Annotated in this window: 20 protein-coding genes; 13 read left to right on the forward strand and 7 right to left on the reverse strand. The window is 68.4% G+C overall.

Features of this window, described 5'->3' with window-relative positions; all coding sequences use genetic code 11:
• The first annotated feature begins 10 nt into the window (after positions 1 to 10).
• Genes ACG00Y_RS13865 through dut form a run of 10 tightly spaced genes read left to right on the forward strand, consistent with a single transcriptional unit; the run spans position 11 to position 9303 of the window.
• Positions 11 to 1546 (forward strand): ABC transporter ATP-binding protein, encoded by a 1536-nt coding sequence (locus tag ACG00Y_RS13865; protein WP_394479727.1) that lies wholly within the window; start codon positions 11 to 13, stop codon positions 1544 to 1546.
• On the forward strand, positions 1543 to 2646 hold the full coding sequence (locus ACG00Y_RS13870) for an ABC transporter permease (protein ID WP_394479729.1): 1104 nt from the start codon (positions 1543 to 1545) through the stop codon (positions 2644 to 2646). Before ACG00Y_RS13865 ends, ACG00Y_RS13870 begins: the two co-directional genes overlap by 4 nt.
• The gene (locus ACG00Y_RS13875; protein WP_394479732.1) at positions 2646 to 3611 is read left to right on the forward strand and encodes an ABC transporter permease; all 966 of its coding nucleotides are present in this window, start codon (positions 2646 to 2648) and stop codon (positions 3609 to 3611) included. The genes ACG00Y_RS13870 and ACG00Y_RS13875 overlap by 1 nt, the downstream gene beginning before the upstream one ends.
• A gap of 1 nt (position 3612) precedes the next feature.
• The gene (cdd, locus tag ACG00Y_RS13880) at positions 3613 to 4029 is read left to right on the forward strand and encodes a cytidine deaminase (protein ID WP_394479734.1); all 417 of its coding nucleotides are present in this window, start codon (positions 3613 to 3615) and stop codon (positions 4027 to 4029) included.
• Positions 4030 to 4038: 9 nt separating this feature from the next.
• Positions 4039 to 4875, forward strand: a complete 837-nt coding sequence (locus tag ACG00Y_RS13885; RefSeq protein ID WP_394479736.1) for a purine-nucleoside phosphorylase — start codon at positions 4039 to 4041, stop codon at positions 4873 to 4875.
• Entirely contained in the window at positions 4872 to 5636 is a 765-nt protein-coding gene (gene deoC / locus ACG00Y_RS13890) for a deoxyribose-phosphate aldolase (protein ID WP_394479738.1), read from the forward strand. Before ACG00Y_RS13885 ends, deoC begins: the two co-directional genes overlap by 4 nt.
• Before the next feature lie 4 nt (positions 5637 to 5640).
• A complete protein-coding gene (gene deoA / locus ACG00Y_RS13895) occupies positions 5641 to 6951 on the forward strand; it encodes a thymidine phosphorylase (RefSeq protein ID WP_394479740.1) in 1311 nt (436 codons plus the stop codon).
• Positions 6951 to 7652: a tRNA (guanosine(46)-N7)-methyltransferase TrmB gene (gene trmB / locus ACG00Y_RS13900; protein ID WP_394479742.1), complete on the forward strand. Its 702-nt coding sequence runs from the start codon at positions 6951 to 6953 to the stop codon at positions 7650 to 7652. The genes deoA and trmB overlap by 1 nt, the downstream gene beginning before the upstream one ends.
• Entirely contained in the window at positions 7652 to 8854 is a 1203-nt protein-coding gene (coaBC, locus tag ACG00Y_RS13905; RefSeq protein WP_394479744.1) for a bifunctional phosphopantothenoylcysteine decarboxylase/phosphopantothenate--cysteine ligase CoaBC, read from the forward strand. Before trmB ends, coaBC begins: the two co-directional genes overlap by 1 nt.
• Complete coding sequence (dut, locus tag ACG00Y_RS13910) at positions 8854 to 9303, forward strand: dUTP diphosphatase (RefSeq protein ID WP_394479746.1); 450 nt, start codon at positions 8854 to 8856, stop codon at positions 9301 to 9303. Before coaBC ends, dut begins: the two co-directional genes overlap by 1 nt.
• Before the next feature lie 26 nt (positions 9304 to 9329).
• Here the strand turns inward: dut and ACG00Y_RS13915 are convergent, their stop codons facing one another.
• The gene (locus tag ACG00Y_RS13915; protein WP_394479748.1) at positions 9330 to 9848 is read right to left on the reverse strand and encodes an FKBP-type peptidyl-prolyl cis-trans isomerase; all 519 of its coding nucleotides are present in this window, start codon (positions 9846 to 9848) and stop codon (positions 9330 to 9332) included.
• Between the two features lie 31 nt (positions 9849 to 9879).
• On the opposite strand from ACG00Y_RS13915, the gene ACG00Y_RS13920 reads away from it, so the two are divergent.
• The 3 genes from ACG00Y_RS13920 to ACG00Y_RS13930 all read left to right on the forward strand — a co-directional run bounded on the left by ACG00Y_RS13920 (position 9880) and on the right by ACG00Y_RS13930 (position 11851).
• Positions 9880 to 10995 (forward strand): JmjC domain-containing protein, encoded by a 1116-nt coding sequence (locus ACG00Y_RS13920; protein ID WP_394479751.1) that lies wholly within the window; start codon positions 9880 to 9882, stop codon positions 10993 to 10995.
• On the forward strand, positions 10992 to 11486 hold the full coding sequence (locus tag ACG00Y_RS13925) for a hypothetical protein (protein WP_394479752.1): 495 nt from the start codon (positions 10992 to 10994) through the stop codon (positions 11484 to 11486). The genes ACG00Y_RS13920 and ACG00Y_RS13925 overlap by 4 nt, the downstream gene beginning before the upstream one ends.
• 161 nt (positions 11487 to 11647) lie before the next feature.
• A complete protein-coding gene (locus ACG00Y_RS13930) occupies positions 11648 to 11851 on the forward strand; it encodes a hypothetical protein (RefSeq protein WP_394479754.1) in 204 nt (67 codons plus the stop codon).
• A gap of 85 nt (positions 11852 to 11936) precedes the next feature.
• Here ACG00Y_RS13930 and ACG00Y_RS13935 read toward each other — a convergent pair whose 3' ends face one another.
• From ACG00Y_RS13935 to ACG00Y_RS13960, 6 genes are all read right to left on the reverse strand, one after another.
• Positions 11937 to 12716 (reverse strand): MBL fold metallo-hydrolase, encoded by a 780-nt coding sequence (locus ACG00Y_RS13935; RefSeq protein WP_394479756.1) that lies wholly within the window; start codon positions 12714 to 12716, stop codon positions 11937 to 11939.
• Between the two features lie 19 nt (positions 12717 to 12735).
• A complete protein-coding gene (gene bamC, locus ACG00Y_RS13940) occupies positions 12736 to 13917 on the reverse strand; it encodes an outer membrane protein assembly factor BamC (protein ID WP_394479758.1) in 1182 nt (393 codons plus the stop codon).
• A 65-nt stretch (positions 13918 to 13982) separates the two neighbouring features.
• On the reverse strand, positions 13983 to 14864 hold the full coding sequence (gene dapA, locus ACG00Y_RS13945) for a 4-hydroxy-tetrahydrodipicolinate synthase (protein WP_394479760.1): 882 nt from the start codon (positions 14862 to 14864) through the stop codon (positions 13983 to 13985).
• Between the two features lie 30 nt (positions 14865 to 14894).
• Complete coding sequence (locus ACG00Y_RS13950; RefSeq protein ID WP_394479762.1) at positions 14895 to 15386, reverse strand: class I SAM-dependent methyltransferase; 492 nt, start codon at positions 15384 to 15386, stop codon at positions 14895 to 14897.
• On the reverse strand, positions 15383 to 15508 hold the full coding sequence (locus ACG00Y_RS13955) for a hypothetical protein (RefSeq protein ID WP_394479764.1): 126 nt from the start codon (positions 15506 to 15508) through the stop codon (positions 15383 to 15385). Before ACG00Y_RS13955 ends, ACG00Y_RS13950 begins: the two co-directional genes overlap by 4 nt.
• Complete coding sequence (locus ACG00Y_RS13960; RefSeq protein WP_394479766.1) at positions 15505 to 16719, reverse strand: MFS transporter; 1215 nt, start codon at positions 16717 to 16719, stop codon at positions 15505 to 15507. Before ACG00Y_RS13960 ends, ACG00Y_RS13955 begins: the two co-directional genes overlap by 4 nt.
• Positions 16720 to 16727: the final 8 nt, after the last annotated feature.

Raw genomic sequence — 16727 nt, forward strand, 5'->3', positions numbered from 1 at the left:
GCGTCCGAGCGTGAGCACGCCAGCCGTTCGCCTGCAGGCGATCTCCAAGCGCTTTGGCGCCGTGCAAGCCAACCGCGAGGTGTCGTTCGACATCGCGGCTGGCAGCGTGCATGGCCTCGTCGGCGAGAACGGTGCCGGCAAGAGCACGCTGATGGCCATCCTGTATGGCTATTACCGCGCCGACTCCGGCACCATCGAGGTTGACGGCCAGCGGGTCGACATCGGCAACTCGCAGCAGGCGATTCAACTGGGCATCGGCATGGTGCACCAGCACTTCATGCTGGTCGACACGCTGACCTGCCTGGAGAACATCATGCTGGGCGCGGAGGGCGGCTTCTTCCTGGCACCTTCCAAGGCCAAGGTGCGTGCCAAGCTTGTCGCGCTGATGCAGGAGACCGGCCTGCACGTGCAGCTGGACGCCGTCGTGGCCGACCTGCCGGTGGGCGAGTTGCAGCGGCTGGAGATCCTGAAGGCGCTGTATCGCGGCGCGCGCATCCTGATCCTGGACGAGCCCACGGCCGTGCTGACGCCGCAGGAGACCGACCAGCTGTTCGTCACGCTGCGCCGCCTGAAGGAGCGCGGCACGACGCTGATCCTCATCACGCACAAGCTGCGCGAGGTCATGAGCCTGTGCAGCGCCGTCACGGTGATGCGCGCGGGCCAGGTCGTCGAGACGCGGCTCATTGCCGAGTGGAGCGAGGAGTCGCTGGCCGAGTCCATGGTGGGCCGCAAGGTCACGCTGGGCCGGCCCGAAGGCCTGGAGGTGAAGACCGGCGAGGTTCGCCTGCAAGCCTCCGGTCTCAGCCTGAAGCACGCCAACGGCGTGCCCGCGCTGAAGGACGTGAGCCTGACGCTGAAGGCCGGCGAGATCGTCGGCGTGGCCGGCGTGTCGGGCAATGGCCAGAGCGAGCTGCTGGAGGTGCTGTCCGGCCTGCGCGCGCCCGAGGGCGGCCGGCTGCAACTGGGCGACACGTCGTTCACGCCCGATGCCTGGCTGGACACCGCGCAAGCCCGCCCGCTGCGGCTGGCGCATGTACCGGAGGATCGCCACGCCGTTGGCCTGGTCATGAGCTTCCCTGCCTGGGAATCCGCCGTGCTGGGCTACCAGAACCTGCCCAAATACCGCAAGGGCGCGTCCATGAACCACGCCGCGATGCGCGAGGCCACAAAGCAGATGCAGGAGCGCTTCGACGTCCGCCCGCGCGACGAGAACCTGGGTTCGTCCAAGTTCTCCGGCGGCAACCAGCAGAAGCTCATCCTGGCCCGCGAGATCGGCGAGCAGCCGACCGTGCTGCTGGTGGGCCAGCCGACGCGCGGTGTCGACATCGGCGCCATCGAATTCATCCACGGCCAGCTGCGCGCGCTGCGCGACGCTGGCTGTGCGGTGCTGCTGGTCAGCAGCGAGCTGGACGAGATCCTGGCGCTGGCCGACCGCGTGGTCGTCATGAACTGCGGTCGCATCACCGGCGAGTTGGCGATTGAAGACTGCGACGAGAAACGACTGGGCCTGTTGATGGCCGCACAAGAAGAACGAGCGGCCGCATGAGCCAACCTTTGACACTTCCCCGCTGGATAGACATCGGCCTGCTGCCGCTGTGGAACCTGGCCGTCGCGCTGCTGGTGGCCGGCCTGGTCGTCATGGTCATCGGCCACAGCCCCTGGCAGGCGCTGACCGTGCTGCTCGACGGCGCCCTCGGCAGCGTGCGCGGCCTGGGCTATTCGCTCTACTACGCGACGACCTTCATCTTCACGGGTCTTGCCGTTGCGGTCGCCATCCATGCCGGCCTGTTCAACATCGGCGGTGAAGGCCAGGCGACGCTGGGCGGCGTGGGCGTGGCGCTGCTGGCGCTGTGGCTGGGCGCCTCGCTGCCGGCCCTGGTGCTGCTGCCGCTGCTGGTGGTCGCCGCCGCCTTCTTCGGCATGTTGTGGGCGGCGCTGCCGGCCTATCTGCAGGCCTGGCGCGGCAGCCACATCGTCATCACGACCATCATGTTCAACTTCCTGGGCGCGGCGCTGAACGCCTACCTGCTGGTGAACTGGCTGCGCCCGGCGGGCAGCATGTCGGTGGAGTCGGCCGAGTTCGCCGAGTCCGCCCGCATGCCGGCCCTGCACCAGATGGCGGCGGCACTGGGCTATGAACTGCCTTCCTCGCCGCTGAACCTCAGCCTGGTCATCGCGCTCATCGCCTGCGTCTTCGTCGGCTGGTTCCTGTGGAAGAGCGCCGCCGGCTATGCCGTCCGCGCCGTCGGCAGCGCGCCGCGCGCGGCCCACTACGCCGGCATCCGCCCGCGTGCCCAGGTCATGGTCGCGATGGCCATCTCCGGTGCGCTGGCGGGCATGGTCGGCATCAACGAGATCTCGGGTGTGCAGGGCAAGCTGACGCTGGACTTCGTCGCCGGCGCCGGCTTCACCGGCATCGCCGTCTCGCTGATGGGCCGCAACCATCCCGTTGGCATCGTGCTGGCGTCGCTGCTGTTCGGTGTGCTGTACCAGGGCGGCGTCGAGGTGAGCTTCGAGCTCCAGGGCTTCAGCCGCGAGATGGTCGTCACGGCGCAAGGCCTGATCGTGTTGTTCTCCGGCGCGATGGCCACCGTCAGCGCGCCGCTGTTCGCGCGCATCTACGGCAAGTTGAAGGGAGGCCGCTGATGGATGAAGTCCTGATCGCCTCGGTGCTGGCGTCCACGCTGCGCGTCAGCGCGCCGCTGCTGCTGTGCGCGATGGCGGGCGTGCTGTCCGAGCGCGCCGGCGTCGTCGACCTGGGCCTGGAAGGCAAGATGCTGTTCGCCGCCTTTGCGGCTGCGGCCACCGCGTCTGTCACGCACTCCACGGCTTACGGCTTGATGGCCGCCATTGCCGTGGCCTGTTCTGCCTCGCTGGTGCACGGCTTTGCGTGCGTGAGCAATCGCGGCGATCAGGTGGTGTCCGGTGTCGCGCTGAACATGATTGCCGCCGGCCTGACGGTCGTGCTGGGCATCGCCTGGTTCCAGCAGGGCGGCCAGACGCCGCCCATCGCGCCCGAGGTCCGCCTCACGGCCGTTGCCCAGGGCTTCGCCGAGCCCCAGCCGGGCAGCTGGTTCGCTTCCGTCTTCGGCCATGGCCTGCTGAGCCACAACGCGCTGGTCTACGTCGCCTTCCTGATGGTGGCCGCCGTCTGGTTCTTCCTGGAGCGCACCCGCCCCGGCCTGCGCCTGCGCGCCGTCGGCGAGAACCCGGCCATGGTCGAAGCGGCAGGCATGTCCGTCCAGCGGCTGCGTTACCAGGCGCTGCTGATGAACGGCGTGCTCTGCGGCCTGGCGGGCGCCTACCTGACGCTGGCACAGAACGCGTCTTTCTCGCCCAACATGACGGCGGGCCGCGGCTTCATCGCGCTGGCCGCGATGATCTTCGGCAAGTGGAAGCCGCTGCCCACCATGGCCGCCTGTCTGCTGTTCGGCTTCCTGGACGCGGTGGCCATCCGCATGCAGGGCGTGCAACTGCCCGGCGTTGGCGAAGTACCCGTGCAGCTGATCCAGGCATTGCCCTACATCTTGACGGTCGTGCTGCTCGCTGGCTTCATTGGCTCCGCGATTGCGCCCAAGGCTCTGGGCAAGCCCTACGTGAAGGAGCGCTGAAATGGAATTGACCCAAGACCTGCTGGACCGCCTGCTCGGCGAATCGCTGCGCGCCCGCGAGTTCTCGCATTCGCCTTACTCCAAGTACAAGGTGGGCGCCGCCGTGCTGGACGAGCAAGGCCGCATCCACCTCGGCGCCAACATCGAGAACGCGTCCTACCCGCAGGGCTGGTGCGCCGAGCCGTCGGCGCTGACGGCCATGCTGATGGCCGGCGGCAAACGCGCCGTGGCCGTGCTGGTGACGGGCCCCGGGCCGGACATCATCACCCCCTGCGGCGGCTGCCGCCAGAAGCTGCGCGAGTTCTCCGTGCCGGAAGAACTTGTCATCATTTCCGGCGATCCTGGCGGCATCCGCCAGCGCTGGACCCTGGCCGAACTGCTCCCGTACAGCTTCGGCCCCGAACATCTCAAGACCTGAGGTTTCCCCATGATCGACAACAAGACCCTCGACCTCGCCATCGCCGCGAGCGTCGAGAAGCTGCAATCCCTGTTCGGTGACGCCCCCGAAGTCGCCGTCGTCCTCGGCTCCGGCTGGGCCGGCGCGGTCAGCCATGTGCAGGACGCCAAGAACCTGCCCTACACCCAGCTGCCCGCCTTTCCGCAGCCCAAGGTGGAGGGCCACGTCAACGAGATCGTCGTCGGGAACATCGGCCCCCAGCGCGTCATCTTCCTGCGCGGCCGTGCCCACACCTACGAGAGCGGCGACTGCACCGGCATGGCCGGCGCGCTGCGCACGTTGAAGCGCTGGGGCGTGAAGCTGCTGCTGCAGACCAACGCCTCCGGCTCCCTGCGCGGCCACATGCCGCCCGGCAGCCTGATGCTGATCGCCGACCACATCAACGCGCCGCAGCGCAGCCCGCTGGTGGGCGAGCAGGGCAGCCATCGCTTTGTCGACATGGTCAACGCCTACGATGGCGACCTGCGCCGCCACGCGCTGGCGCTGGCCAAGCGCGAGAACCTGATGCTGGGCGAGGGCACCTACTGCTGGGCGCTGGGCCCGCAGTTCGAGACGCCGGCCGAGATCCGCATGTTTGCCGCCTGGGGCGCCGATGCCGTCGGCATGAGCACCGTGCCCGAGACCATCCTGGCCCGCCACGCTGGCCTCAAGGTGATGGGCATCGCGCTGATGACCAACATGGCCGCCGGCCTGTCCGCCGAAGCGCTGACGCACGACCTGACCCTCAAGCAGGCGCAGCTGTCGGGCGAGCGCGCCTCCGCCTTCCTCGCGGCGCTGGTCGCGAGCTTCGCGGACCTGACGCTGTGACAGCCGATCTGAAGGCGGCGGCCCGGACGGCGCTGGCCTGCCTGGATCTCACGAGCCTGAACGACGGCGACACTGCCGCCGACATCGATGCGCTGTGCCGCCGAGCACAAACTTCGCATGGCCCGGTGGCTGCCGTCTGCGTCTGGCCACGCTTTGTCGCCCAGGCGCGCGCGGCGCTGCCGGCGTCCATCAAGGTCGCCGCCGTCGCCAACTTTCCCGATGGCGGGCTGGACCTGGCGCGCGCGCTGGCCGATGTCGAAGCCATCGCGCAAGCCGGCGGTGACGAGGTGGACGTGGTGTTGCCGTATCGCGCGCTGCTGGCCGGCGACAGCACCGAAGTTTCCGAGTTCCTGTCCGAAGTCCGCTTCGCCAGCCGTCCGCTGACGCTCAAGGTCATCATTGAATCCGGCGAGTTGGCCACACCCGAGCGCATCGCCCAGGCCACGCGCCTGGCGCTGGCCGCCGGTGCCGATTTCGTCAAGACCAGCACCGGCAAGACCAAGACCGGCGCCACGCCCGCCGCCGCCGCCGTGATGCTGAAGGAGATCGCCGCGAGCGGCCTGTCCAATGCCGGATTCAAGGCCTCCGGCGGCGTGCGCTCGGTGGCGGACGCCGCCGGCTACATCGCCCAGGTGCAAGCAGCCCTGGGTGGCGGTGCCCTGAATCCGCAACGCCTGCGCTTCGGCGCGAGCGGTCTGCTCACCGATATCGAAGCCGTTCTCTCCGGTTCTGAATCTGTCGCCGTCACGGCGGCCTATTGACCTCATGCTTGCTCAAGAAATCATCCGCGCCAAGCGCGACGGCCACGCGCTCAACGAAGCGCAGATCCAGAACTTCGTCGACGGCCTGACGCACAACTCCTGGAGCGAAGGCCAGGTCGCTGCCCTCGGCATGGCCGTCTTCCTGCGCGGCATGGGCCGCGACGAAGCCGTGCTGCTGACCCGCGCGATGATGAACTCCGGCCGCGTCATGCGCTGGCCCGACATGCCCGGCCCGGTGCTGGACAAGCACAGCAGCGGCGGCGTGGGCGACAAGGTCAGCCTGATGCTCGCGCCCATGGTTGCGGCCTGCGGCGGCTATGTGCCGATGATTGCCGGCCGTGGCCTGGGCCACACGGGTGGCACGGTCGACAAGCTCGAAGCCATCCCGGGCTACACGACGACGCCCGACCCGGCGCGCTTCGACCAGATCGTGCGCTCGCTGGGCTGCGCCATCATCGGCCAGACGGCCGACCTGGCCCCCGCCGACAAGCGCTTCTACGCGACGCGCGACGTAACGGCGACGGTGGAGAGCGTGCCGCTGATCACCGCCAGCATCCTGTCCAAGAAGCTCGCCGCGGGCCTGGAAGGCTTGGCCATGGACATCAAGTGCGGCAACGGCGCGTTCGCGTCCACGCCCGAGTTCGCGCGTGAACTGGCGGAGAGCATCGTTGCCGTCGCCGGCGGCGCGGGCCTGAGGACGCGTGCGCTGATCACCGACATGAACCAGATCCTCGGCAGCGATGTCGGCAACTCGCTGGAAGTCATCGAGACCATCCGCTACCTGACCGGCGAGTACCGCGAGCCGCGCCTGCACGAGGTGACGCTGGCGCTGTGCGCCGAGATGCTGGTGCTGGGCAACCTCGCTGCCGACACCGCCGCTGCCCGCGTGAAGCTGCAGGCGGCGCTGGACTCTGGCGCCGCCGCTGAGAAGTTCGCGAAGATGGTCGTTGCGCTGGGCGGCCCGGCCGATCTGATGGAACGCCCCTCGGCCTACCTGGCCGCTGCTCCCGCCGTGAAGCCCGTGCCCGCGCCGCGCGCCGGTGTCGTCACCACCATGTCGACGCGTGACCTGGGCGTGGCCATCGTGGAGCTGGGCGGCGGCCGCCGCAAGGCCGGTGACGCCATCGACATGCGCGTTGGCTTCTCCGAGGTGAAGGCCATCGGCACCCGCGTCGCCGCCGGCGAGCCGCTGGCGCTTATCCATGCGGCAGATGACGCCGCTGCCGACCGTGCCATCGCGTCCTACCTGGCCGCCGTCTCCCTGGGCGATGCCGACGTGGCCGCCACGCCGCTCGTCATGGCGACAATCGGGTGATGGACGAGCAGAACAACAACCCACCCCAAGAGCCGCCCCGCCGCGCGATCAAGAGCTTCGTCACCCGAGCCGGCCGCATGGGCACGGGCCAGATCAAGGCCCTGGCCGAGTTGGGCCCGAAGTTCGTGCTGTCGTACAAGGCTGAGCGTTTGAACACCGAACAGGTCTTCGGCCGCCGGGCACCGCTGGTGCTGGAGATCGGCTTCGGCATGGGCGGCGCCACGGCCGAGATTGCCCAGACGCTGCCCGACTACGACTTCATCGGCTGCGAGGTCCACGAACCCGGCGTCGGCGCGCTGCTCAAGCTCATCGATGAGAAGCAGCTGAGCAACATCCGCATCGTCCAGCACGACGCGGTCGAGGTGCTGCGCGACATGATCGGCCCCGACCTGCTGGCCGGCGTGCATATCTTCTTCCCTGACCCCTGGCACAAGAAGCGCCACCACAAGCGCCGCCTGATCCAGCCCGAGTTCGTTGCCAGGCTGGTGCAGCACATCGCGCCCGGCGGCTACCTGCACTGCGCGACCGACTGGCAGCCCTATGCCGAGCAGATGCTCGAAGTGCTGTCCGCCGAGCCCGCCCTGCTGAACACTGCGGCCGGCTATGCCGACAAGCCGGCCTACCGCCCGCTGACCAAGTTCGAGAATCGCGGCATCAAGCTGGGCCACGGCGTCTGGGATCTGGTGTTCAGGAAGCGTTGATGACAAGTCCTCTGCACGGCAAGCACATCCTCCTCGCCATGACCGGCGGCATCGCCGGCTACAAGATCGCCGAGCTGACGCGGCTGTTCGTGAAGGGCGGCGCGACGGTGCAGGTCATGATGACCGAGGGCGCCGAGCAGTTCATCACCGCAGTGACGATGCAGGCCTTGTCTGGCCGCCCGGTCTACACCAGCCAGTGGGACGCGCGGCCCGACAACAACATGGCCCACATCAACCTCAGCCGTGAGGCCGATGTGATGCTGGTGGCGCCCGCCAGCGCTGATGCCATCGCGGCTTTGGCGCAGGGCAGGGCGGATGACCTCATCAGCCTGACCGCACTGGCCCGCCGCATCCACGAGTGCCCGCTGCTCGTCGTGCCGGCGATGAACCGCGAGATGTGGGCCCACCCGGCCATGCAGCGCAACGTTGCGCAACTCACGGCGGACGGCGCCACGCTAATCGGCCCCGCCAGCGGTGACCAGGCCTGCGGCGAAATCGGCGATGGCCGCATGCTGGAGGCGCAGGAGATCTTCGACGACGTCGAGGCCTTGCTCGCGCCCAAACCACTGCGCGGCAAGAAGCTGCTCATCACCGCCGGCCCCACCTTCGAGCCCATCGACCCGGTGCGTGGCATCACCAACCACAGCAGCGGCAAGATGGGTTTCGCCATCGCCCGTGCCGCCGCCGAGGCGGGCGCCGAGGTGACGCTGGTGGCCGGCCCCGTGCAACTGCGCACGCCGCGCGGCGTGCAGCGCATCGACGTGCAGAGCGCGCAGCAGATGTTCAGGGCCGTGCTGCCGCTGGCGCCCCAGCACCAGGTCTTCATCGCCACCGCCGCCGTGGCCGACTGGCGCCCAGCGACGGCCCATGACCAGAAGCTCAAGAAGGTCGAGGGCGAGTCGGCCGCGCCGACCATCGCGATGGTCGAGAACCCCGACATCCTGGCCACAGTGGCCGCGCTGGCCCGCCCGCCGTTCTGCGTCGGCTTCGCGGCCGAGAGCGAGAAGCTCGCCGAACACGCCGAGGCCAAGCGCCTGCGCAAGAAGCTGCCGCTGATCGTCGCCAATCTCGGCCCCGCGACCTTCGGCCGCGACGACAACGCGCTGCTGCTGATCGACGCCGCCGGTCAGCGCGAACTGGCGCGTGCCGACAAGCTGACGCTGGCGCGCGAGCTGATCAACGACATTGCTAAACGACTCTGATGACCCAGATTGACCTGCAAGTGCTCGACGCCCGCATGGCCGAGCAGATCCCCGCCTACGCCACGCCTGGCAGCGCCGGCCTCGACCTACGCGCCTGCCTGGATGCCGCCATCACGCTGGCCCCGGGCCAGACGGCGCTGATCCCCACCGGCCTGGCCATCCACATTGCCGACCCCGGTCTGGCCGCCATCATCCTGCCGCGCTCCGGCCTGGGCCACAAACACGGCATCGTGCTGGGCAACCTGGTCGGACTGATCGACAGCGATTACCAGGGCCAGCTGATGGTCAGCTGCTGGAACCGCGGCCAGACCGAGTTCGTCATCCAGCCCTTCGAGCGCATCGCCCAGCTGGTCATCGTGCCGGTCGTGCAAGCGCAGTTCCGGCGGGTGGACAGCTTCGATGCGTCCGAGCGCGGCGCAGGTGGCTTCGGTTCCACCGGCAAGGCATAAAAAAGGCGCCGTGAGGCGCCTTGTGCTCAGTGGATGGGTTCGTCCGGCGGCGCGCTTGTCTGCACCATGAAGATCGGCTCACCGACCGAGCCGGCCTCGATCTCCGTTTCCGTCGCCGCGCGCACGTCCAGCAGCGTCACGTGCATGCGCAGGCCGATGCCGGCCAGCGGATGGTTGCCGTCCAGCACCACGTGCTGCGGATAGACCTCGGTGACCGTGTAGACCGCCTCGGGCATGCCTTCGGTCGCTGCGCCTTCGGGCAGACCTTCGAACTGCATGCCGGGCGCCACATCCTCGGGGAACAGGCTGCGCGCCTCGAAGCAGACGAGGTTGGAGTCGTAGTCGCCAAAGGCTTCTTCCGGCTGCAGCGCCAGGGCGGTCTCGAAACCGACCTCCTGGCCCTCCAGCGCGGCCTCGACCTTGGCGAACAAGTCGTCGCCGCCGAGCAGGAACTCCATGGATTCGGCCAGCTCGTCGATGAGCTGGCCCTGGGCATCTTCGAGTCTCCAGCGCAGGGAGACGACACAGGGTCGGGTGGCTTGCATGGACGCATTTTGGCATCGGCACAATGCCCGCATGCAGACTGCCCTCCCGACCCCCATGCTCGCCGGCCTGAGCCCGGCTCAGTTCATGCGCAAGCACTGGCAGAAAAAGCCGTTGCTGGTGCGCCAGGCCTTTGCCGGCGCAGCACCGCCCGCTTCGCTGAAGGAACTGGCCGCCCTGGCCGCGCGCGACGATGTCGAATCGCGGCTGGTCACGGCCTTCGACGGCCAGTGGAAGCTCAAGCACGGCCCCATCGCCCGCCTGCCGCCGATGAGCAAGCCCGGCTGGACGCTGCTGGTGCAGGGGCTGGACCAGCACCTCGCCGAAGCCCGCGCGCTACTGGACCTGTTCCGCTTCGTGCCCGACGCGCGGCTCGACGACCTGATGCTGTCCGTCGCCAGCGATGGCGGCGGCGTGGGGCCGCATTTCGATTCCTACGATGTCTTCCTGATCCAGCTCGCCGGCCGCCGCCGCTGGCGCATCGGCGCGCAGCGCGACGCCGTGCTGCAGCAGGGCGTGCCGCTCAAGGTCATCGCCAACTTCAAGCCGGAGGAGGAGTTCGTGCTGGAGCCCGGCGACATGCTCTACCTGCCGCCCGGCTGGGCCCATGACGGCGTCGCCTTCGGTCCGGGCTGCATCACCGGCTCGGTGGGCTTTCGGGCATCCACCGCCGATGGCCTGGCGGCCGAACTGCTGCCTCGCCTGTTCGACGAGCCCGAGGACGGCGGCAAGCTCTACGCCGACCCGCGCCAGGAGGCCGTCACCGAGCCGGCCCGCGTGCCGCCGGCGCTGCTGGACTTCGCACGCCGTGCCGTCGAGGCCGCGATGCAACGCCCGCAGGCCCTGGAGCGTGCGTTGGGCGAAGCCTTGACCGAGCCCAAGCCGCAGGTCTGGTTCGAGCCCGGCGAGCCGCTGCCGCCAGGGCAGGGCGTGGCGCTGGACCGCCGCAGCCGCATGCTCTACGACGCTGCCCATGTGTTCCTGAACGGCGAGAGCTTCCGCGCCGGCGGGCGCGATGCGGCGCTGATGCACCGCCTGGCCGACGAACGCCTGCTCGCTGCCGCCGACGTGGCGCGGCTGTCGGCGGGAGCGCGCGAACTGCTCGATCAGTGGACCGAGGACGGTTGGCTGCAGCCGCTGCTGCCATGAATGCGCAGAGCTTTGCCGGCCGGGTTGAGTTCCAGCGCCTGCTCACCGAGAGCCTGGTCTGGGTGGCCGCGCAGGGCTGCCGTGAACTGCACGCCTGGGATGCCAGCTTCGCCGATTGGCCGCTGTCCGATGCCAACGCTCTGACTGCACTGACCACATGGGCCCGGCACGGCCGCCAACTACACCTGCTGGCCTTGCAGTACGACGACGTGGCGCGCCGCCACCCCCGCTTCGTGCGCTGGCGGCGGGACTATGCGCATTGCGTGACTGCGCGCGCGGTCGAGCCCGAAGTGAGACTGGAAGGCGCGCCGGAGAGCCTGTTGCTGGCCGTCGGCGCAGAGGTGTGTTTGAGCCTGCGACTCTTTGATCGGCACCTGTGGCGAGGAGAAATCAGCCTGGATGCCGAGCCGCGCCTGCGCGGGCTGGAGTGGTTTGACGCCCTGGCGCAACGATCCAGCGACGCATTCGCGCCGACGACGTTGGGGTTATGAGTATTTGTGACATGACAAGCCCTATAATTGCCGGCTAGGCGAGGGAAGCGCTCGAGGTTTTCCGCGTCTTGCAATGTCGGGGTCGGTATCAGCGGTGAAACGCTGGCGCGCGATCCCAAAATTATGGTGTGCACCGTCGTTTAAACGTTTGAGGACAAGTAATGAACAAGTCGATCCTGTTGGCTTCCCTGCTGGCTGCTGCCGCTCTGACCGCTTGCAGCAAGAAGGAAGAAGCTGCTCCGGCTCCCGCCCCTGAAGTTGCTGCTCCGGCTCCGGCTCCTGAAGCTGCTTCGGCTGCTGCTTCCGCAGTTGCCGACGCTGCTTCCGCAGTTGCCGACGCTGCCGCGTCCGCCGCTTCGAAGTAATCGCTTCGTCCCCATGAAGGAGCCGTCGCTGCGCAAGCAGCGACGGCTCTTTTGTTTGTCCGGCTGGTGATTCCGCACTGAGCTTTCAGGCGACGGCGAGCCACTCAAAGCCAAGGGTCGGGTCGGCGACGCGAATATCGTCTGCTGCGCAATTCAGTACCGGCGCCAATGCCTTGCGTGCCAGGGCGGGCGAATTGTTTTTCTCACTGAGATGCGCGGCGACGACGCTGCCCAGGCCGGTATGCCGACAGCGCGACAGCAGGTCCGCAGCGGCCTCATTGGACAGATGGCCATGTGTGCCCAGGATGCGCCGTTGCAATGACGGCGGGTAGGGGCCGGACCGCAGCATGGCCTCGTCGTGATTGCATTCCAGCAGCAGGGCCTGGCAGCCGCGCAGCGCCTCGGCCACGGCGGCAGGTGCGCTGCCCAGGTCCGTGACGATGCCCAAGCGCACGGCGCCATCGTTCAGGACCAGCTGCAGCGGTTCGTTGGCGTCATGCGGCACGGCAAACGGCCGCAGTTCCAGGTCGCCGAGAGCGATGGCCTCGCCGCTGCGGGCCAGGCAGAGCAGGCTGGCGTCGAAGTCCTCGCAGCCGATGGCGCGCCAGGTGCCGCGGCTCGTGATGAGCGGGATGCGATGGCGGCGGGCAAAGCTGACCGAGCGGCCGACATGGTCGCCATGTTCGTGCGTGATGAAGATGGCGTCGACATCGGCCGGCGTGCAGCCGGCGATGCCGAGCCGCCGGGTCAGCTCGCGTTCGCTGAAGCCCGCGTCGATGAGGACGCGGGTGGTCGTGATGCCCTGGCTAGCCTCGACGAGCGTGGCGTTGCCGCCGCTGCCACTGCCCAGGTTGCGAAAGCGCACGGTGCGCCGTCAGGAGACCTTACTTGAGGTCGTCCATCAGCAGGCCGAGGATGCGCTTGGCGTTGTCGTCGGTGATGGCCTGGCCGCGGTCGTCCAGCACGCGCACCGTGCTCTTGGTGTCTTCGGCCTTGACGGACACGCGGTAGCGCACCGGCGTGGAGCCCTTGGCGCCGAACAGGCGCTGGAAGAAGTTGGGCTCTTCCTGGCCGGCCTTTTCGGGGTCGGCATAGCGCAGGTAGAACAGGCCGGCGGCGCGGTCGCGGTCTTCAATGGTGAAGCCATGGCGGTCCAGCGACAGGCCGACGCGGCGCCAGGCGCGGTCGAAGGCGTCGTTGACGATGAGGCTGTCTGGCACTTCGGACAGCGGACGGCGCGGGCGGGCCGCGTCCGCACCGACGGCCGACGGCGCCGGCCGCGCTTCTGGTGCCTTGGGCGCCTCGGCGACGATGGCATTGGCTGCCGTTTCCTTGCCGCCGAGTTGCAGCATCAGGCGCGACAGCATCTCGGCTTCGAGCGACGGGTCGCTGGCGCGGGGCTGCCAGGCGGTCGAGTCACGGCTGCCGGTGGTGTAGACCTCTTGCATGCCGCGGTGGCTGATGAAGATGTCGGTGCCACCGCCGCTGGCGGTGCTGCGCTCCAGGCGCGTGCGGTACATGTCGCGTTCGCCGGTCGAGTACAGACCGTCGAAGACCTTGCCGATGGTGGAGCGAATGATGTCTTGGGGCAGCTTGGCGCGGTTCTCGGCCCAGTTGGTCTCCATGATGCCGACCTCGGGCTGGTCCTTGGTCAGCGTGAGGCCACGGTCCTGCCAGAAGGTGCGCAGCTGGGGCCAGATCTGCTCCGGCGTCAACGAGGTGCGCAACCAGCGTTCGTTGCCGCTGCGCTCCAGCCGGATGTCGCCGGCCGAGTTCGGCGCGACGCTGTTGGCGGCCATCGTGGATGTCGCGACGGCGGCAGGCCGGTTTGCCGAGAGCGCCGAGGCGGTGATGGCGCCGCCCTGCACCTGGGCGCGGTTGTCCTTGGCGAGCTGGGTCAGGTCGGGCGGAACGTCCAGGCCCGTGGTCTGGCGCGACTGCGTCTTGTAGTCGACCTTGTCCGCCGAGAACATGCTGTCGAGGGTGCCGCAGCCAGCGAGGGACAGGACAAAGGCCGTGCAGGCCAGGCGGGTCGCCGTGGGGCGATGCGAGAAAAGGGACGTCACGCTGGAGATCTCCGAGGGAACTGTTTGCCCGCTTGCGGCAGGCAGCCGCGCATTAGACCAGAGGCTCAGAGCAGTCCAGCCTCGTTCATGGCTTGACCGACGCTGGCCTGGCCGGCGGCCGTCAGCGGCGTGATGGGCAGGCGCAGTGCGGCGCCGCAGCGGCCCAGGCGGGACAAGGCCCACTTGGCCGGGCCGGGGCTGGGTTCGCAGAACAGCTGCTTGTGCAGGCCCAGCAGCTGCAAGTGAATCTTGCGGGCATCGACGGCGTTGCCGGCGATGGCGAGACGGCACAGCTCAGCCATCTGGCGCGGCGCGACGTTGGCGGTGACGCTGACATTGCCGTGGCCGCCTAGCAGCATCAGCGCGATGGCCGTGCCGTCGTCGCCGGAGTAGATGTGGAAGCCTTCGGGCGCATGCTTGATGAGGAAGGCGGCGCGCTCGATGTTGCCGGTGGCTTCCTTGGTGCCGAAGACGCCGGGCAGCGTGGCGCAGCGCAGGGCGGTCTCGGGCAGCATGTCCGCCACCGTCCGGCCGGGCACGTTGTAGAGCATCATCGGGATGTCCACGGCCTCGGCGATGGCCTTGAAGTGCTGGTAGATGCCTTCCTGCGACGGCTTGTTGTAGTAGGGCACGACGGAGAGCGTGCAGTCCGCGCCGACTTCCTTGGCGTAGCGGCTCAGCTCGATGGCCTCGGCGGTGGAGTTGGCGCCGGTGCCGGCCAGGATGGGCACGCGACCCTTGGCGTGCTCGACCGCGACGCGGATGATTTCGCGGTTCTCTTCCATGCTGACCGTGGGCGACTCGCCGGTCGTGCCGACGACGCCGACGCAGGCCGTGCCTTCCTCGACATGCCAGTCGATCAGGCGGCGCAGGGCCGGGTAGTCGATGCTGCCGTCCTCGTTCATGGGCGTGACGAGGGCGACGATGCTGCCGAGGATGGGCTTCATGGTGGGAATGCTTGAAGGAATCGAGCGATTTTAGGCTGGCCGGCTGGCGGCAACGCGCTGGACGAAGCGCGGGTTGACTCCGCCTTCGAACAGGTCTTCGTAGGCCACGATTTGCCAGCCCGCGCAGACGCGCAGCAACTCGCCGCGTTGCAGCAGGAAGTCGGGGCGCGAAGGGCGTCCGATGGTCTGCTGGCCGTCGGCAAAGGTTTCCCAGATCAGCCAGCCGCCCGGCTTGACGGCGGACTTGATGGTGTCGAACAGCGGGCGCCAGAGGTAGTTGCAGACGACGACGAGGTCGAACTGTTGCTGCGGCAAAGGCCAAGGGCCGGTCTCGATGTCGGCATCGACGATCGTTGCCAGGCTTTGCAGAGGCGACGTGGCGGCCGTGTCTCGGTCGATGCCGGTGACCTGCCAGCCACTCTGCGATAGCCAGCGCAGGTTACGGCCGGAGCCGCAGGCCACGTCCAGCGCCGTGCCGGGTGTCGTGGGGGCGAAGCGCTGCAGCCAGGTTGAGGGCGTCATCCGAAGCAGGACCAGATCTGCTCGCTGAGCTGGATCATGACGGCCGGGTGACGGTAGGCGACCACGGTCGCCGAAAGTGCGGCGACGGCCAGCGCAGGCCAGATCCAGCGACTTGGCTTCATGCCGGTTGGGGCCGGGCAATGGCCGTTTCTTTCACCGGCAGGTTGGCCAGCATGGCCATGACGCCCAGCGCGATGGACAGCCACCAGACGACGTCGTAGCTGCCAGTGGCGTCATAGAGCTTGCCGCCCAGCCAGACGCCCAGGAAGCTGCCGACCTGGTGGCTCAGGAAGACGAAGCCGCCCAGCATGGACAGGTGCTGGGCGCCGAAGATCTGCGCGACGACGGCGTTGGTCGGCGGCACGGTGGACAGCCACAGGAAGCCGATGACGGCCGCGAAGACGTAGACGCTGATCGGCGTCAGCGGCATGGTGATGAAGATGGTGATGGCCACCGCGCGCAGGCCGTAAATGCCCGATAGCAGCAAGTGTTTGGGAAGGCGCTGACCCAGCGAGCCGGCGGCATAGGTGCCGAAGATGTTGAACAGGCCGATCAGCATCAGCGCGCCGGTAGAGACCTCGATGCCAAGGCCGTTGTCCTTCAGATAGCTGGGCAGGTGCACGCCGATGAAGACGACCTGGAAGCCGCAGACGAAATAACCCAGCATCAGCAACTGGAAGCTGCGGTAGCCGAAGGCCTCGCGCAGGGCCTGGCCGATGCTCTGGTGGGCGCCGCTGAACGCAGCCACGTTGCGCTCGCGCACGCCCAGGGACAGCGGCACGATCATCAGCGCGGCACCGGCCAGCAGATAGAGCGCACCCTGCCAGCCGACGTGGCTGATCAGCCAGGTCTCGATGGGGATCATGACGAACTGGCCGAAGGAGCCCGCCGCCGCCGCGACGCCAAAGGCCCAGGAGCGCTTCTCAGGCGACACGGTGCGGCCCAGCACGCCGTAGATGACGGCATAGGTGGAGCCGGACTGCGCGACGCCGATCAGCACGCCGGCGCCGAGCGTGAAGGTCAGCGGGTGGCTGGTGACCGCCATCAACACCAGGCCCAGTGCATAGGCCAGGCCGCCACCGATGAGCACCTTCCACGCGCCGAAGCGGTCGGCCAGCATGCCGGCAATCGGGCCGGCGACACCCCAGGCCAGGTTCTGGATGGCCAGCGCGAAGGAGAAGGTCTCGCGCGTCCAGCCCCGTTCCGTGATGATGGGTTGCAGCCAGAAGCCGAAGCCGTGGCGTATGCCCATCGACAGCGTCACGATGAGCGCGCCGCACAGCAGCACCTGCTGGACGGACAGGCCGGGAGCGGCGGGGCGGCGGGTGTTCATCGGCGGAC

It is taken from the genome of Pelomonas parva (assembly GCF_043555835.1).
GTDB lineage: Bacteria > Pseudomonadota > Gammaproteobacteria > Burkholderiales > Burkholderiaceae_C > Pelomonas > Pelomonas parva.

What these genes read in the sequence shown, in the direction of transcription:
- ACG00Y_RS13870 (WP_394479729.1), top strand. Translation starts at nt 1,543, where the DNA reads ATGAGCCAACCTTTGACACTTCCCCGCTGGATAGACATCGGCCTGCTG.
- ACG00Y_RS13875 (WP_394479732.1), top strand. Translation starts at nt 2,646, where the DNA reads ATGGATGAAGTCCTGATCGCCTCGGTGCTGGCGTCCACGCTGCGCGTC.
- cdd (WP_394479734.1), top strand. Translation starts at nt 3,613, where the DNA reads ATGGAATTGACCCAAGACCTGCTGGACCGCCTGCTCGGCGAATCGCTG.
- ACG00Y_RS13885 (WP_394479736.1), top strand. Translation starts at nt 4,039, where the DNA reads ATGATCGACAACAAGACCCTCGACCTCGCCATCGCCGCGAGCGTCGAG.
- deoA (WP_394479740.1), top strand. Translation starts at nt 5,641, where the DNA reads ATGCTTGCTCAAGAAATCATCCGCGCCAAGCGCGACGGCCACGCGCTC.
- trmB (WP_394479742.1), top strand. Translation starts at nt 6,951, where the DNA reads ATGGACGAGCAGAACAACAACCCACCCCAAGAGCCGCCCCGCCGCGCG.
- coaBC (WP_394479744.1), top strand. Translation starts at nt 7,652, where the DNA reads ATGACAAGTCCTCTGCACGGCAAGCACATCCTCCTCGCCATGACCGGC.
- dut (WP_394479746.1), top strand. Translation starts at nt 8,854, where the DNA reads ATGACCCAGATTGACCTGCAAGTGCTCGACGCCCGCATGGCCGAGCAG.
- ACG00Y_RS13915 (WP_394479748.1), bottom strand. Translation starts at nt 9,848, where the DNA reads ATGCAAGCCACCCGACCCTGTGTCGTCTCCCTGCGCTGGAGACTCGAA.
- ACG00Y_RS13920 (WP_394479751.1), top strand. Translation starts at nt 9,880, where the DNA reads ATGCAGACTGCCCTCCCGACCCCCATGCTCGCCGGCCTGAGCCCGGCT.
- ACG00Y_RS13925 (WP_394479752.1), top strand. Translation starts at nt 10,992, where the DNA reads ATGAATGCGCAGAGCTTTGCCGGCCGGGTTGAGTTCCAGCGCCTGCTC.
- ACG00Y_RS13930 (WP_394479754.1), top strand. Translation starts at nt 11,648, where the DNA reads ATGAACAAGTCGATCCTGTTGGCTTCCCTGCTGGCTGCTGCCGCTCTG.
- dapA (WP_394479760.1), bottom strand. Translation starts at nt 14,864, where the DNA reads ATGAAGCCCATCCTCGGCAGCATCGTCGCCCTCGTCACGCCCATGAAC.
- ACG00Y_RS13950 (WP_394479762.1), bottom strand. Translation starts at nt 15,386, where the DNA reads ATGACGCCCTCAACCTGGCTGCAGCGCTTCGCCCCCACGACACCCGGC.
- ACG00Y_RS13955 (WP_394479764.1), bottom strand. Translation starts at nt 15,508, where the DNA reads ATGAAGCCAAGTCGCTGGATCTGGCCTGCGCTGGCCGTCGCCGCACTT.
- ACG00Y_RS13960 (WP_394479766.1), bottom strand. Translation starts at nt 16,719, where the DNA reads ATGAACACCCGCCGCCCCGCCGCTCCCGGCCTGTCCGTCCAGCAGGTG.